The 15,796-nt window shown below is 63.3% G+C and carries 14 protein-coding genes; 2 read left to right on the forward strand and 12 right to left on the reverse strand.

Annotation, left to right across the window (positions count from 1 at the left end):
* A partial coding sequence (gene prpC, locus AC3FMM_RS30680) for a bifunctional 2-methylcitrate synthase/citrate synthase (protein WP_488688202.1) occupies nt 1–1,115 on the reverse strand: 1,115 nt, incomplete at its 3' end.
* A gap of 98 nt (nt 1,116–1,213) precedes the next feature.
* Nucleotides 1,214–2,122 (reverse strand): methylisocitrate lyase, encoded by a 909-nt coding sequence (prpB, locus tag AC3FMM_RS30685; RefSeq protein ID WP_115703169.1) that lies wholly within the window; start codon nt 2,120–2,122, stop codon nt 1,214–1,216.
* 280 nt (nt 2,123–2,402) lie between these two features.
* On the opposite strand from prpB, the gene prpR reads away from it, so the two are divergent.
* Nucleotides 2,403–4,364 carry a propionate catabolism operon regulatory protein PrpR gene (gene prpR / locus AC3FMM_RS30690; RefSeq protein WP_116312592.1) on the forward strand — a complete coding sequence of 654 codons (1,962 nt, stop codon included), beginning with the start codon at nt 2,403–2,405 and terminating at the stop codon, nt 4,362–4,364.
* Between the two features lie 16 nt (nt 4,365–4,380).
* Here the strand turns inward: prpR and AC3FMM_RS30695 are convergent, their stop codons facing one another.
* Nucleotides 4,381–5,382 carry a cysteine synthase A gene (locus tag AC3FMM_RS30695; RefSeq protein WP_115709536.1) on the reverse strand — a complete coding sequence of 334 codons (1,002 nt, stop codon included), beginning with the start codon at nt 5,380–5,382 and terminating at the stop codon, nt 4,381–4,383.
* 121 nt (nt 5,383–5,503) lie between these two features.
* Nucleotides 5,504–5,797: a putative quinol monooxygenase gene (locus AC3FMM_RS30700; protein ID WP_062799507.1), complete on the reverse strand. Its 294-nt coding sequence runs from the start codon at nt 5,795–5,797 to the stop codon at nt 5,504–5,506.
* A gap of 224 nt (nt 5,798–6,021) precedes the next feature.
* Between AC3FMM_RS30700 and AC3FMM_RS30705 the strand changes: the two genes are divergently transcribed.
* The gene (locus AC3FMM_RS30705; protein WP_115709535.1) at nt 6,022–7,245 is read left to right on the forward strand and encodes an HD-GYP domain-containing protein; all 1,224 of its coding nucleotides are present in this window, start codon (nt 6,022–6,024) and stop codon (nt 7,243–7,245) included.
* A 134-nt stretch (nt 7,246–7,379) separates the two neighbouring features.
* On the opposite strand, the gene AC3FMM_RS30710 is transcribed toward AC3FMM_RS30705, so the two are convergent.
* From AC3FMM_RS30710 to AC3FMM_RS30745, 8 genes are all read right to left on the reverse strand, one after another.
* Entirely contained in the window at nt 7,380–8,726 is a 1,347-nt protein-coding gene (locus AC3FMM_RS30710) for an MATE family efflux transporter (protein WP_488688206.1), read from the reverse strand.
* Nucleotides 8,716–9,612 carry a hypothetical protein gene (locus AC3FMM_RS30715; RefSeq protein WP_488688208.1) on the reverse strand — a complete coding sequence of 299 codons (897 nt, stop codon included), beginning with the start codon at nt 9,610–9,612 and terminating at the stop codon, nt 8,716–8,718. Before AC3FMM_RS30715 ends, AC3FMM_RS30710 begins: the two co-directional genes overlap by 11 nt.
* A gap of 33 nt (nt 9,613–9,645) precedes the next feature.
* Nucleotides 9,646–10,659: a hypothetical protein gene (locus tag AC3FMM_RS30720; protein WP_488688210.1), complete on the reverse strand. Its 1,014-nt coding sequence runs from the start codon at nt 10,657–10,659 to the stop codon at nt 9,646–9,648.
* Nucleotides 10,656–11,834 (reverse strand): aminotransferase class I/II-fold pyridoxal phosphate-dependent enzyme, encoded by a 1,179-nt coding sequence (locus tag AC3FMM_RS30725; protein ID WP_488688212.1) that lies wholly within the window; start codon nt 11,832–11,834, stop codon nt 10,656–10,658. The genes AC3FMM_RS30720 and AC3FMM_RS30725 overlap by 4 nt, the downstream gene beginning before the upstream one ends.
* The gene (locus AC3FMM_RS30730) at nt 11,821–12,801 is read right to left on the reverse strand and encodes an NAD-dependent epimerase/dehydratase family protein (protein WP_488688214.1); all 981 of its coding nucleotides are present in this window, start codon (nt 12,799–12,801) and stop codon (nt 11,821–11,823) included. Before AC3FMM_RS30730 ends, AC3FMM_RS30725 begins: the two co-directional genes overlap by 14 nt.
* Nucleotides 12,798–13,520 (reverse strand): sugar phosphate nucleotidyltransferase, encoded by a 723-nt coding sequence (locus AC3FMM_RS30735; RefSeq protein WP_488688216.1) that lies wholly within the window; start codon nt 13,518–13,520, stop codon nt 12,798–12,800. The genes AC3FMM_RS30730 and AC3FMM_RS30735 overlap by 4 nt, the downstream gene beginning before the upstream one ends.
* A 29-nt stretch (nt 13,521–13,549) precedes the next feature.
* On the reverse strand, nt 13,550–14,155 hold the full coding sequence (locus tag AC3FMM_RS30740; protein WP_488688218.1) for an NUDIX hydrolase: 606 nt from the start codon (nt 14,153–14,155) through the stop codon (nt 13,550–13,552).
* Between the two features lie 731 nt (nt 14,156–14,886).
* Nucleotides 14,887–15,795, reverse strand: coding sequence for a LysR family transcriptional regulator (locus AC3FMM_RS30745; protein WP_115709534.1), 909 nt, complete (start codon nt 15,793–15,795; stop codon nt 14,887–14,889).
* Between the last annotated feature and the right edge of the window lies 1 nt (nt 15,796).

Genomic DNA, 15,796 nt, shown 5'->3' on the forward strand with positions numbered 1-15,796 from the left:
CCGGTGTAGTTGGCGCTGGGGCGGATGATCTTGTTGTCGATGCGCTGCTCGATGATGTGCGCGGCCCAGCCCGAGGTGCGCGAGATCACGAACAGCGGCGTGAACATCGCGGTGGGCACGCCCATCATGTGGTAGCTGACCGCGCTGAACCAGTCCAGGTTGGGGAACATTTTCTTGATGTCCCACATCACCGTTTCCAGGCGCTCGGCGATGTCGAACATCTTCATCGAGCCGGCGTCCTTCGACAGCTTCTTCGCCACTTCCTTGATCACCTGGTTGCGCGGGTCGCCGGTGGTGTACACCGGGTGGCCGAAGCCGATTACGACCTCCTTGTTCTCGACGCGGCGGGTGATGTCGGCCTGGGCCTCGTCCGGGTTGTCGTAGCGCTTCTGGATCTCGAACGCGACCTCGTTGGCGCCGCCGTGCTTGGGGCCGCGCAGCGCGCCGATCGCGCCGGCGATCGACGAGTACATGTCCGAGCCGGTGCCGGCGATCACGCGCGCGGTGAAGGTCGAGGCGTTGAACTCGTGCTCGGCGTACAGGTTGAGCGAGGTGTTCATGGCGCGCTCCCACAGCGCCGACGGCTTCTCGCCGTGCAGCAGGTGCAGGAAGTGGCCACCGATCGAGTCATCGTCGGTCTCCACTTCGATGCGGCGGCCGTTGTGGCTGTAGTGGTACCAGTACAGCAGCATCGAGCCGAGGCTGGCCATCAGCCGGTCGGCGATGTCGCGCGCGCCCGGGGTGTTGTGGTCTTCCTTCTCCGGCAGCACCGTGCCCAGCACCGACACGCCGGTGCGCATCACGTCCATCGGATGGGCGCTGGCGGGCACCCATTCCAGCGCCGCCTTGACGTTGGCGGGCAGGCCGCGCAGCGACTTCAGCTTGGCCTTGTAGGCGGCCAGCTCGGATTTGGTCGGCAGCTTGCCGTGCACCAGCAGGTGGGCGATCTCCTCGAATTCGCAGGTCTCGGCGATGTCGAGGATGTCGTAGCCGCGGTAGTGCAGGTCATTGCCGGTGCGGCCGACGGTGCACAGCGCGGTGTTGCCGGCGGTCACGCCCGACAGCGCGACGGATTTCTTGGGCTTGGGAGTGACGAGCGGTTGCGCTTCGGACATCTGGGTCTCCTTGGTGTGATGCCTGGTGTTGCCTGTCTTGGTCGTGCAAGCGGCCGGGAGGGGATGTCCCCGGCCCGGCCGCGCCTGCGTCTGGTTGCTTACTTGCCCTTGCCTTGCGCGAACAGGGCGTCGAGCTTCTGCTCGAAGTCATGGTAGCCGATGCTCTCGTAGAGCTCGGCGCGGGTCTGCATGGTATCGACCACGTTCTTCTGCGTGCCGTCGCGGCGGATCGCCGCGTAGACGTTTTCCGCCGCCTTGTTCATGGCGCGGAAGGCCGACAGCGGGTACAGCACCATCGACACGCCGGCACCGCCCAGTTCTTCGGTGGTGAACAGCGGCGTGGCGCCGAACTCGGTGATGTTGGCCAGTACCGGCACCTTCACCGCGTCGACGAACTTGCGATACATGCCGAGGTCGGTCATGGCTTCCGGGAAGATGGCGTCGGCGCCGGCTTCGACGCAGGCCACGGCGCGCTCGATGGCGCTGTCCAGGCCTTCCACGGCCAGCGCATCGGTGCGGGCCATGATGACGAAGTTCTCGTCGGTGCGGGCGTCGACGGCGGCCTTGATGCGGTCGACCATTTCGCCCTGGGTGACGATTTCCTTGTTGGGACGGTGGCCGCAGCGCTTGGCGCCGACCTGGTCCTCGATATGCATGGCCGCGGCGCCGAACTTGATCAGCGACTTGGTGGTACGGGCCACGTTGAAGGCCGAGGCGCCGAAGCCGGTGTCGACATCGACCAGCAGCGGCGTGTCGCACACGTCGGTGATGCGGCGGATATCGGTGAGCACGTCATCCAGGTTCGAGATACCCAGGTCCGGCAGGCCCAGCGAGCCGGCCGCCACGCCGCCGCCCGACAGATAGATGGCCCGGTAGCCGGCGCGCTTGGCCAGCAGCGCGTGGTTGGCGTTGATGGCGCCGACCACCTGCAGCGGATGTTCGTCGGCAAGCGCCTGGCGGAAACGGGCGCCAGCGGAGCGCGCGAGGTCGGAAGCGGAGTAGGTCATGGCGTATGCGTTGGTGAACAGGACAAGCCGAATACTGCAAGGGGTGTGCCAGGCTCGGCGAAAGCAGCCGGAAAACCCGGAATCCCTTGCCAGCGCTGGGCTGGCGGGCAGGGCGACAGGCACCTCCGCGGGTTCCGTGCCGGGTTTTCCGCACTTTTGAAATCCACGACCTGTGTTTTGGAATTCAAAGTTGAAATCCCGGGCATCGTGGCGGACAATGTGACAGCACTGTACGCTTGTTCATCCCGCCTTTCATCCCACTTTCCTTCCGCACCGCATCATGGCTCCTCCCGTTTCCGCGCAAGGCCGCCCGCGCATCTGGGCAATCGGCATCAGCCGCCTCGCGCGCGCCTTTGCCGACCTGATCCCGGCCTATGCCGACCGCGCCGAATTCCGCATCGTCGGCAAGGGTTTCGAGGCCGCCGCCAGCGCGGTGTCGCGCGAGGTGCGCGAGGGCCGGCTCGACGTGGTCGTCGCCGGCGGCTCCAACGGCGCCTATCTGCGCCAGCATGTGGACGTGCCGGTTGTGCTGGTCAAGGTCACGGGCTTCGACGTGATGAGCGCACTGGCCACCGCGCGGCGGATCTCGCCGCGGGTGGCGCTGGTCACGCACGCGGCAACCTACGCCGAGGTCGATGAATTCGTGCGCGCGTTCTCGCTGTCGGTGCCGGCCTACACCTACCTGACCGAGGATGACGCGGTGGCGCGCGTGAAGGCGCTCAAGCAGGAGGGCATCCAGGTGGTGGTGGGCCCCGGCCTGGTGACCGACCTGGCCGACCGCTATGGCCTGACCGGAGTGTTCCTGTACTCGGGCAACTCGGTGCGCATGGCACTGGAAGACGCGATCGAGGCGGCGCGCCTGCGCCGCATCGAGGCCACCCGCCGCGACTACGTCAACACCATCCTGGCGCACCTGAACGAGGGCGTCGCGGCGGTCGACGCGCAAGGCCGGATCCAGTCGTTCAACCCGGCGATGGAGCGCTTCCTCGGCACCTCGGCCGCCGCCGCGGTCGGGCGCAAGCTGCAGACGCTGGCGCCCAGCCTGGCGCTGGAAGGGGTGATGCAGAGCGGCGACAAGGAGCTCGAGGCGATCCACAAGCTCGGCGACAAGATGGTGGTGGTCAACCGCATTCCCATTCTTTCCGAGGCCGGCACCACCGGCGCGGTGCTGACCATCCAGGACGCCAGCGCGATCCAGCGCGTCGACCGCAACCTGCGCTCGCGCAGCCGCGCGCGGCCGGCGGCGGTGCGCTACAGCCTGGACGACCTGGCCGGCACCTCGGCCGCGATGACGGCGCTGCGCGAACTGGCGCGGCGCTATGCCGTGGTGGACTCCACCGTGCTGATCGGCGGCGAGAGCGGCACCGGCAAGGAGGTGCTGGCGCAAGGCATGCACGATGCCAGCCCGCGCCGCGCGTTCCCGTTCGTGGCGGTCAATTGCGCCGCCTTTCCCGAGGCACTGCTGGAAAGCGAGCTGTTCGGCTACGAAGAGGGCGCCTTCACCGGCGCGCGCCGCGGCGGCAAGGCAGGCCTGTTCGAATCGGCCCACAACGGCACGCTGTTTCTCGACGAGGTGGGCGACATGCCGCCCGCGCTGCAGACGCGGCTGCTGCGCGTGCTGCAGGAAAAACAGGTGCTGCCGATCGGCGGGCTGGACGCGGTGCCGGTGAACGTGCGCGTGATCGCCGCCACCCATCGGGACCTGGCCGCGATGGTGCGCGACGGCAGCTTCCGCCAGGACCTGTATTACCGCCTCAACATCCTGCGCATTGCCATGCCGCCGCTGCGCGAGCGCGCCGAAGACCTGCCCGAACTGGCCGAGCTGCTGTACCGCCGCGCGCAGGACCGGCTGGGCCTGGAGCGCCCGCAGCGCCTGCCTGCCGCGGCGCGCGCCCGGCTGGCGCGCTACCGCTGGCCCGGCAATATCCGCGAGCTGGAAAACGTGACCGAGCGCATCGCGGTCCTGGTCGCCGGCCGCCGGCTCGACGGCGAGGCCCAGCAGCGCGAACTGCAGGCCGCGGCGCCCGAGCTGTTCGGCGAGGTCGCGCCCGCGGTTGAACCCGAAGCCGCAGCCGCGGCGCCAGCCGCGCGGGCGCGCCGGTCGCTGGCGCGCATCAAGCAATCGAGCGAGGTCGACCATATCCGGCGCGTGCTGGAAGAGTGCGGCGGCGACCGCACCGCCGCCTGCCATATCCTCGGCATCAGCCCGACCACGCTGTGGCGGCGGCTGAAGGCGGCCTAGCCCGGGCGTTATCCCGTTATCCGGCGGGGCTGGCCCGGCGGAACGGAATCGGCTGCAGCCCCTTGCCCTGCAGCCACGCCTCATTGAACAGCCGTCCCATATACAGGTCGCCACGGTCGCACAGCAGCGTGACGATGGTGTGCCCTGGTCCCATCTCGCGCGCCAGCGCCACCGCAGCGCCGACATTGATGCCGGATGAACCGCCCACGAACAGCCCTTCCTCGCGCAGCAGCCGGTAGACCATGTCCACGCAGGTCTGGTCGTCGATGCGCACGGCATCGTCGATGGGGGTGTCCTGCAGGTTGGCGGTGACGCGGCTGGAACCGATGCCTTCGGTGATCGAGCTGCCTTCGGCCTTGACCTCTCGGTGCTTGACGAAATGGTACAGGCCGCTGCCGTGCGGGTCGGCCAGCACGATGCGCACGCCCGGCTTGTGTTCCTTCAGGCAGCGCGCGATGCCCGCGAGCGAGCCGCCCGTGCCGGTGGCGCAGGTGAAGGCGTCGATATGGCCGGTGGTGGCGTGCCAGATCTCGGGGCCGGTGGTCTCGTAGTGGGCCTGGCGGTTGGCGAGGTTGTCGAACTGGTTGGCCCAGATCGCGTTTTCGGTCTGGTCGGCGAGCCGGCCGGCGATCTTCTGGTAGTTGTCGGGATCGGCGTACGGCTTGGCCGGTACCGCGCGCACTTCGGCGCCGAGCATGCGCAGCCGCTCCATCTTTTCCGGCGATTGCGTGTCGGGGATCACCACGATGCAGCGGTAGCCGCGCGCCGCGCACAGGTGCGCCAGGCCGATGCCGGTATTGCCCGCCGTGCCTTCGATCACCGTGCCGCCCGGCTTCAGCAGCCCGCGCCGCTCGGCGTCGCGGATGATGTAGAGCGCCGCGCGGTCCTTGACCGAGCCGCCGGGATTGAGGAATTCCGCCTTGCCGTAGATGTCGCAGCCGGTGTCGGCGCTCAGGCCGGCCAGCCGGATCAGCGGCGTGTGGCCGATGGTGCCGGCAAATCCATCCCTGATCTCCATGGTGCACTCCTGCCGCGCCCGGGGCGGGCGTCACCTTGATTGATAGGTCGGTGCGGCGGGAATGACAAGCGGCGGCCGGCGCGCTGGAGCAGCGGAAAGTGACCGGGATAGCGCCTTGCGCTCAGGCGGCGTTGAGCCAGCGGAAGCTGAAATCGCCCTCGACGAAGTCGGCGCGCGCGGCATGGAAATCGCGCATATAGGGGCGGTTCAGGTGCGATTCGAGCGCGCGCTTGGAATCCCAGACCATGTAGATGACGAACACCCGCGCGTCCTCGGCATCCTGCCCGACGTGATAGTCCAGGCAGCCGGGCTCGGTCAGCCCGCGCGAGCGCAGCGCAGCGAGCTGGGAGACCAGCGCGTCGCGGCGGTGGGTCTTGGCACGGGCGATGCCGACTAGCGTGTACGTTCCGGACATGGGTGAACGGGGGCGACTGGCTGGCGTCTGTGAGCACTGGGCCAGCCATTGTAGCGGCGGCCATGGCCCGGCCCGGCAATGCCCGACGGCGCCGTCCGGGCATTCGGGCGGCGCTTGACAAGGGTGCGCGGCACGGTTCCTGCCGCCGTGGCCGACGCTCAAGTTATGTCCGCCGCCGCCGATATCCGGAAGGACAACGAGAAAACCATCATCCGAGGGGGCGCATGCTGAGACGCATTGGATCGGAGCAATTGCAGGTCGGGATGTTCGTCGCCAGGCTGGGCGGGCCCTGGATCAACCATCCGTTCTGGCGCGCGCGCTTCCTGGTCGCCAGCGAGGAGCAGGTACGGCAGATCCGGTCGGCGGGCGTACGCGAAGTGTGGATCGATATCCTGAAGGGCCGCAACGTGCCGGTGCCGGAAGGGGCCGCCAACGCCGCGTCGGGCCTTGCCACGGCCCACCCCGCAACCGGGGCCGAGGGCCCGGCCCACGCGCCGCCAGCCACCACGCTCGAAGCCGAGATCGTGCATGCGCGCGAACTGCTGCAGTCCGGCAAGGCCGTGATCGGCTCGATGTTTGCCGACGTGCGCATGGGGCGGGCGCTGGACGTCAGCGGCGCGCTGCTGCTGGTCGACGCGGCGTCGCGCTCGCTGTCGCGGCATGGGCAGGCGCTGCTCGCGCTGGCGCGACTCAAGGCGCGCGGCGACGACAACTACCTGCATGCCTTCGCGGTCTGCGCGCTGATGATCGCGGTCGGCCGCACGCTGGGGCTGCCCGACGACGAGGTGCGCGAACTGGGCCTGGCCGGCCTGGTGCATGACATCGGCAAGCTGGCCGTGCCCGGCGCCGTCAGCCTCCGCGCCGGCGAGCGTACGCCCGAGCAGGAGGAGGCCTACCGCCGCCATCCCTCCGCCGGCTACCGCATCCTCAACGAAGCCCGGCTCTATTCCAATATCCCGCTCGACGTCTGCGTCCACCACCATGAGCGCGTCGACGGGCGCGGCTTTCCCTTCGGCCTGGTCGGGCACGAACTGAGCGTGCACGCCAGGATCGGCGCGATCTGCGATACCTATGACACCCTCACCGCCAGCCACCCCGGACACCAGCCATGGTCACCGGCCCGCGCCATGGAATACATGGCGGTGCGCGTCGACACGCTGTTCGACCGGCGCGTGTTCAAGGCCTTCTCGCGCACAGTCGGCATCTACCCGCTCGGCACGGTGCTGCGGCTGCGCTCCAACCGGCTGGCGGTGGTGTGCGCCCAGCATGACGCCGACCCGCTGCGGCCCAAGGTGATGGCGTTCTATTCGGTGTCGCAGTCGCGGCCGGTGCCGACCGAACTGATCGACCTGCGCCATGGCGACGAGACCGTGGTGGCGTTCGAGAACGCGGCGGAATGGGGCTTTACGGATGAGCAGTTGCTGGAGATGTATGCGCCGGCGGCGTAAGGCCGTCCCGCCATCGTAGAGCGCAATTTATCTGTCACTACTGTTAGCGTTGCCTGACGCGGCTTAACGCCGCTGTGTTGAGGCATTCTCTGTCACTTCGTACGCATGTTGGATGTCCCTCGGTTGTCAGAACGTTAGCGCGCCACTTCCATTTCAAGTCGTCGCTGAGATGCAACCTTCCGATGAAAGATTGCGCCGATGGCAAGTGCTGCCGCGCACAGCGCGATAAATCCGCCTATCCATACGCCGACAGGGCCGAAGCCATCCAGGCGGAATGCCATCCATGCACCCAAGCCAAGTCCGAGACCACAGCGCAAGACCCCAGCCACGGCAACTGCCGGCCATGCTATGCGGTAGGAGCGAAGCACCACGCAGAAATAGATCTGTATGGCATCGGCCATCTGGCTGGCAGCTACCCAGAAGAGCATTCTGGACGCCAGGGCAGCCACATCGGCATCGGCCGTGAACAGCGCGGCAATTGCGCTCCGTCCGAGCAGCAGGCCCACCGTTGTTGCTGCCGCTAGAGAGCAGGCCATCAGCAGGCCTGCCCTGAATGTCAAGATCTCCTCAGAAAATGCGCTCGCTCCGGCGGATCTGGCAATCAGCGCGCCCGACGCAATGGCGACAGATAGCGGCAACATGAAGACGAGCGTGGCAATGCTGGCCGCGATCTGATGTGCAGCAGACGCATTCGATCCCGCGCTGGCGATCAGGATAGCCATGCCTGAAAATGAGACGATTTCAACGAACTGAACCGCAGAGACTGGGATCGTGGCTTGCAGAACAAGCTTTAACGCGGTCAGTGAGATCCGGAGATCTTGGCGGCGACCCAACCCCCTCAGGACGTTGCTGCGTCGCAAGAGATGGCAGCAGATGGCCAGGCTCGCCCACGAGATGATCACGGACGAGGCAGCACAGCCCACCACTCCCAGTCGTTCGCCCGTGTCGTCGATGGTCGCGCTCATCAGGGCGAAATTCAGCGGCACTTTCAATATCAGACCGGCAATATTGATCCACATGAATGCTGCGGGACGTCCAGTTGCCGCTTCCATCGCAAACAGCAGCCGGTAGGCCAGGAGTGCAGGCAAGCCAATGGAGAGTACGCCGAGGAATGAGCCGGTCTTGCCCATGGTCACCGGATCGGTGTCGACCAGCATGGCGAGGCAGGTCATGAGCAGGGGATAGGAAAGCAGGGCGCATCCGATTGAGAGGACCATGCCAGCCGATAGCACGGCGCGCAGTTCGGTAATTGCACCGCTCCCCCAGAGTCGCGCAGCGACAGGTGTGATGCCATTGGCAATCCCAGTCAGGATAACCAGCAAGGCCACGTAAAGGGCACTGCCGATACCGATGGCGGCTAGATCCGAAGTGCCGAAGCGCCCGGCCATGACTGAGTCGATGCTCATCATGCCAATGGCAGTAAGTTGCATTCCGAGCGTAGGCGCAGCCAGCCCGGCGATCCGGCGGGCTTCATGGAACATGTGCACCGACCTGAAGTGCGACAATCGTGGCGTCGTCGGATGCCTTCAATCTCGGCCACGACTGGCAGGCCGGATCGTCGCGCTCGATTTCTCGGACCTTGCGTACGAGTCCCGCCACCCCGATCCTGAATACTTCGTCCAGCGCCTCTTCCAAGGTACAGGCGCGATATTTGTCGACCAGCCTGGCAGCGCCATCGCTCAACAGCATTAGCGATGGCGGTTCAATGGAATGGAAAGTTTCGAACGCAAGGGTGGAGGGATCCCAGTTTGGTGCCGCGATGGCATAGCCCCCTGGTTGGTTCATTGTCTTGCGCCTGACCAGCAGGCATCCCGAAATCTCGGTCAGGACAGCGCTTCGCCGTTGGTCGTCACCATGCGTCTTTGCGAGGCGCGCAGCGAGTGCATCGAATTCCAGGTCAAACCATGGTCCGAGCGTGGATTCCACGATATGAGCCGATGCAGGTCCAGCCCGTAACACGCCGCAGCAATCTCCGAGTTTGGCAAAGGAAACCCGGTGGCCTCCCGAATCCCGTTGCACCTTTGCGAGGATGACCGAGGCAGAGGGAAGAAGGTGCGCATCGGCAGCGCGATCCTTGATCAATTCACGGCAGTCCGCATTCGCAGCGTCGATGGCAGACGCGAGAAGCGCATCCGAATCGTGCGTTGTACCATTGCACACGATCGAGCGATGCAAGTGCCAGTTGATCCGGAGCGCATACCATTCGGCGTCGGAATGATTGGGCGCCAGCATCAAGGATGGAGCGATTCCGGTAGCGCCGTCGATGACCCAGGCGTGCACAGACGTGTCATCGGCCACATAGCCGCAAATGTCTTCGGACGGTTGGTTGCCGGAAGAATACGATCCGCTTTCGATCCGCTTCAGCATCGGAGTCTGAGTCCTTGCAATATGTCTGAACGGCTATCGCCAGTCGGCGGCGCTAGGCATGAGAATCGATGTGTCGCGTTGCAGCAGCGCTTGCTCCCAGTCAAGGAGCGGCCGGTTCAATGCCTTGCTGCCCAAACCGAAGAAGACAAAATCTGCCGTCCTGGCAGATCCGAACATGATCAGTGGCCCGCGATAGGCGACGAGGTTATCGACGACTCGCCGCATCGAGAGCGGCGCCTGGATCGCGTCGAAAAGCACGCCGCCACCATCTTCGGGCAATTGCCCCTGGCGAAGGACGCCGTGCTGGTGCGTGACAATGTCCAGAGTCGGTTTTCCGTAGGCTACCTGCCGGAATGCTGCCTTCACGGCCCTGTATCTGTCAGGGTAAAGATGGGCGGAATCGCTGCTGATCATCCTTGTGGAGTGCGAGGCAGCCGCCGGGAAAGAGCGGAATACCCATGCACGAAGCGCGTCCAGTACCGTCTGGGGGGCTACTACCTGCATGCAGAATGGGGGGCGGTCGTCTTTGACGATCACTTCGGGAAAATGGTGCTGGATGGCACTTGCGACGGTGTCGCAAAAGGTGGACTCCGTTGGGTCATACAGGATGCAGGAGCGCAGCCGATCTTCCTGAAGTGCCGCATGGTTGTCCTCTGCATAAGGAAAATTCGCGCTGAAAACATCGTGCACAAAAGTCGGAAACGTCAGTACGCCTGACAGCGCAAACGCTGCGCCATAGCCGAGAGAATATCCCGCGACATGCGTTGGCGCTCCGTGTTGCCGCATCACCATGGCAGCACAGAGGAACAGTACCAGTTGTGTGACCCTCGCGGAGCGTATGCCCCGCAAGTCAGACGGGTCCAGGAGCCTAGGCTTTGCCACTTCTTCGAAGACGGCGCGGCGATAGGTGTGTTCGTACCAGCCCGTAAGCGGCTGAAGCAGATCCGTGTGCGCTCGGAGCTCGCGCAATGTCGTGTGCGGTGATTGGCAGTACCGGCCTTCTTCCACACAGCTGGCGTAATTGAAAAAATATCCGAGATATGTCATCTGCACGCCTCCGCCAGCGCGGATACGACGCGATCCACCTGTGCTTCGGTAATGCCGGGACCTGAGGGAAGCATGATGGCATGCTCATGCAGATGTGTGGAGAACGCGTCGTGCTGATAGTACTGAAAGCGCGAATAGACAGGAAGCTGCGGAAGGGGAATCCAGACCGGACGCGCCATGATGTGTTGTGCCACAAGTTTTTCGATGACGGATCTGGACGGCTGCGGCAGCTCGATGCACGTCATCCAGCAGATGCCGCCTGACTCAGGCGTATGCTGAGCAAGCCGCACACCATTCACTCGCTTCTGGATGGCTGTAGCGTAGTATTCGTGAAGTATTCGCTTTCGACGAATGCGGTCGAACAGCAGCTCCATCTGGGCAACACCTATGGCGGCATTGACGTTGCTCATGCGGAAGTTCAATCCATAATCGTCATGAAAGAACGACATCGTATCGGCCTTGGCCGTCGACGAAAGATGGCGTGCCTTGCGACAGAGCATTCGAGAATTGGCGATTAGTGCGCCTCCTGCTCCTGTCGTGATGATCTTGTTGGCGTTGAAGCTAGTTGTGAAGATGATCTGATCGGCTTGATCGTCGGGCACGGAGGCGCCCAGTGGCATTCCCTTGTAGCAGGCGCCCAAGCATTGCGCGGCATCATGAATGACCACCAGATTCCATTGCCTGGATAGCGCATGAATGCGATCCAACCTTGCGAGGGCACCCCACAGATGTACGAGGCAGATCGTCGAAACCGGCCTGCCGGAGGCTATGTTGACGACGCGGCCGTCTCGGCGCACGCATCGTTCTTCCAGAAATTCCCCGAGCACTTCATCGTCGATTTGCCATGTCCTTGGATTCAGGTCTATAAAGACGGGATGCATACCCGCCCGTACCGCGGCACTTGCTGGCGCCGCAAACGTCAATGCGGGCATTAGAATCTCGGTGTCCCGCTCGCCGGCAAGCTCGAATGCCAGTTGCAGGGCGCAGGTGCCGCTCGCGACTGTCACCGCGTCGGCACAACCAAACGTCTGTGCGAGCGACGTCTCGAACTCCTTTACGTACCGCCCCCCGTACGACACCCAGCCTGATTCGATGGCTTGTAGAACATATTCCCGCTCGCGCCCGTTCAGGAGCGGGGCATAGTTGTCGATGCTCCGGTCGTCAGGCGTTTGCATAGTGGGCCTCATGGGAAGGAAGGAGGCCCAGGCTCAAAGCTTGGCTGATCTGTCGGGCGGAGTACGCGACGCCATATCGCGGCTTGAATTTCAGTTCGTCCACGATCTTGGCGAAACTCACCCGGTAATTCCTGCGGTCCGAGCCGTTGCCGGTATCCGAAAAGCGCGCGGTACGGCTCGTTGCCTGTGCAATTGCATTGATCAGGTCAATCTTGCGATAGTTTTCCTGGTCTGATCCAACATTGAAAACGTTGGCGCCTGTGCGAGTATTAGTGTCGCTGCAAATGCCGCAAATCAGCTCGGCGAAGTCATTGACATGGCAGTACGGTCGCCACGTCTGGGAATCGTAGACATCGAACGGCGCCTCCATTGCGATAGCCCGAGCAAATTCGTTGACCGTCAGGTCAAAGCGCATCCGCGCCGATAGTCCATGCGCCGTTCCAAAACGCAGGATATAGGTTTCGAGTGTGGCTGCGTTCTCCATCAGCCAGTGCTCTGCCTCAACTTTCGTTTCCGCGTAGAGCGACAGCGGATTTAGTGCATCGTCTTCGCTGAGCAAGGCCGTCGAATCAGTCAGGCCATAGTTGCTGCAGGTCGAGGCAAAAATGAAGCGATTGGCGTCGTTTTCAGAGGCAGCACCGAACAGTGCTTTGGTGGCGGCCAGATTTGTTTGCCGCGCGACCTCCGGCATCTTCTTGCAGGCGGGGTCTCCAACAATGGCCGCCAGATGAACCACAGCAAATGGACGGATCTGGTTTAGGTGCTCTTGGAGCCGCGAGTATTTCCTGATATCAAGTTGGACAAACGTGAAGCGCGGCGTCACCAGAAGCGGAAGCAGGCCCGTTGCCCCGTACATCAGGCTGTCCATGCCGATGACGTCAAATCCAGCACTCAACAACCTACGGCAGACGCCACTGCCAATGTAGCCGGCCGCACCAGTGACAAGAACCCGTTTCCCTTTGCTCATGCCATTCCCCTCTGTGAGAAAAGCTCGTTGGCCCGGTGCAGGTCTTCAATCGTGCCTGCGTCGATCCATTTGCCATGATGCTGATAGGTCGATACATGCGATCCTCGTTCCAATAGCGATGAGAGAACCTTGTCGACACCCAACTCACCATTGCTCATGGAGCCCAGAAGCGTGCCAATCGACGGCTGCATCAGGTAGTAGCCGGCGAGAACAGGAAATGGAACGGCGGGTTTTTCCCTAACTCCCAGCATCCGAGAGTCGTGCGATTCCACCACGCCATATGGCACTCTGTATATGTAGTCATTGACCGCGACCGAGAAGTCGGCGCCGCTGGCTATGTGGAATCGATGAAAGTCGATGAGGTCCAGATCTGATGCGATGTCGCCGTTCAGTACCATGAGCGGCTTACTTTCTTCGCAGCCGACCAATTCCTGACAGAGTGCCAGGGCCGACCCGAACGTGCCTCTGGGTTCCGCTTCCAGCAGCAGCTGTATATTCACGCCATATCGTGCTGCCAGTGCTCCTACGATGCTTCCGAACAGGTCTGCGCAGTAATGAACGGCAATAAAAATATCCTGCGAACCGGCTTTTGCCAGAGCGCTGATATGCCGTTCCAAAAGGCTATGGTCTCCTATAGGCATGAGCGGTTTTGGTATGACTTTCGTGAACGGGCTCAACCTGGTACCAAATCCACCCGCGACAATTAATGTTGTCCACATGATCTGCACCCTCTACGTTGGGATTCGCTTCAACCTGCGTATTCTCTTTCACTCACCCTCGACAGAATGTCATATTTGAAATCCGGAAGTTGGCGTAGCGAAAAAAGACCTCTTAGGATCGAGGCCGCGTCATAGCCGGAGAGTGCTGCAGAGTTACTTAGAACAATATCGAGCAGCTCTTCAAGACTGTACGTGACCACCTCGATATCCGGTTCTAGGCTTGTTGCTATAGAACCCTGTGGCTCTGTTACAAGCGTCAGGAAGCTATAGCCCGTGTTTGAATGCGTCGATGGGTTAACAATCATCGTTCCGGTCAAAAGAGGTGGAGAACATGCTGCCAAGCCGGTCTCTTCCCGCAGTTCTCTGACGGCGGCTGCAGCGCAGGATTCCCCTTCGTCGATCAGCCCGCCCGGCAAGCCCATCAGTATCTCGCCGAAACCATGCCGGTATTCACGTATCAAATAAACCAGCCCCGTCCGAGTTACCGGCATTATGTTGACCCAATCCCGTCCGCCAATAACGTAATAAGGATCGACGATGGATCCATCGGGCCTTTGGCAACGATGCCGACTAAGGTGCATCCACTCGTCCTTTACAAGGTCATCGCTGGCCAGGACATTCCATTTTTTAATCATCAATCCTCCTTAAAGATGGCATGAGCCATGGAGTTGAATCTCCAATGGGTGGACGTTGATTTAATCCTTACGGATTTCGGATTGTTTGCGATCGTGATAAAGGCCGCAAGTAAAAAAACTCAGCGGTGATTTAAATAATTTCAATGTATTGAATTCATTTCTTCAATACAATGTCCCCTCGTTTGGGTGGGAAGGTGGAATTCTGGTGTACCGCCTTCAGTGTGACGAGTCTTCATTTTGAAATGAGCGCTCTAAGGCAGGTCTTCAGCAGCTGAATGCGTCAGGAATCTGGGCATCTCCAGGAACACGGCCGGACCTACCAGCGCGCGCTCGCGTCACCGAACCCATCTATCCCGCACGGCTAAGCCCCAAAGTAAGCTCGACAGGGAGCCGCCAAGCCATCTGCATGGCCCAACAGCCGGCTCAAGCAACGGCGCATGCTTGAGCAGATCCAACATGGGTCTCTGTGCCCCTAAGTTTCACTGATTCCTATGATCGCGTCGCCGCGTTCGCACGTTGCGGTAGCAGGATCAATAGGAGTGAGCGCGCTCGGCGGGTCGTGGCGGCGTTATCCCACTACGCTTTGCCGAGGGCGTTACCTTTCAAGCATTTCAAGCAAGGACTGGCGGTGATTGCCGGCGAGCACACTGAGGCGGAGGCAGTGTTGTACTTTCGACGGCCCGCGCTTTGACAGCACATCCAAGACGGTCTGCGGCCATTGCGCGGTGGCGTCACCCCGCCAGCCATCGCCCTTGCCTGAGCCGCTCATGCAGGAAGTCCCCCAGCGCCCGCACGCGCGCGCTGTGCCGCAGGTCCGGGTGGGTCAGCACCCACAGGTCGGTGTCCATGGCGGCGTCGGGCGGCGCCAGCCGCACCAGCGCCGGATCGTCGCCGGCCAGCAGGCACAGCAGCATGCCGGCGCCCATGCCATGCCGGACCGCGTCGGCCATCGCCACCAGGCTGTCGGCGCTGACCACGCGGCGCGGTTCCGGCACGTGCTCGCGGATCCAGCGCGACTGGGTCAGGTGCGACAGCGCTTCGTCCGGCACGACCCAGTCATAGGCGGGCCAGTCCGCCAGCGCGGGGCTGTCGGCCATGGCGGGCAGCCCGAGTTGCTGCAGGTAGCTTCGCGCCGCGTACGGGGCCGTTTGCAACCGGCCGATGCGGCGGCCCACCAGGTACTCGGGGGGCGTGTTCGCCGGCCGGATCGCGACGTCGGCCTCGCGCCGGCTCAGGCTGAGGAAGCTGTTGTTGACGACCAGCTGCAGCTGGATGCGCGGATGCAGGGCGCGGAACTCGGCCAACAACGGCATCAGCAGCCCGCCCAGCAGCGTGTCGGTGGTGGTCACGCGCAACGGGCCGCTCAGCTGGCTGTCGAGGCCGGACAGCTGGCGCTGCGCCGCATCGATCTGTTCGCCCACCCCGGCCAGCCGTTGCGCCAGCGCCTCGCCGGCCGGGGTCATGGCGTAGCCGGTGGCATGGCGCTCGAACAGCAGCGTGCCGAGGGCGTCTTCCAGCCGCGCCAGCCGGCGCAGCACCGTCGAGTGGTTGACGTGCAGGGCGCGGGCCGCGCCGGCCAGCGAGCCGGACTGGCCCACGGCGAGGAAGTATTTCAGGTCGTCCCAGTCTGCTTCCTGCATG

This window comes from Cupriavidus sp. 207A1 (genome assembly GCF_057798955.1).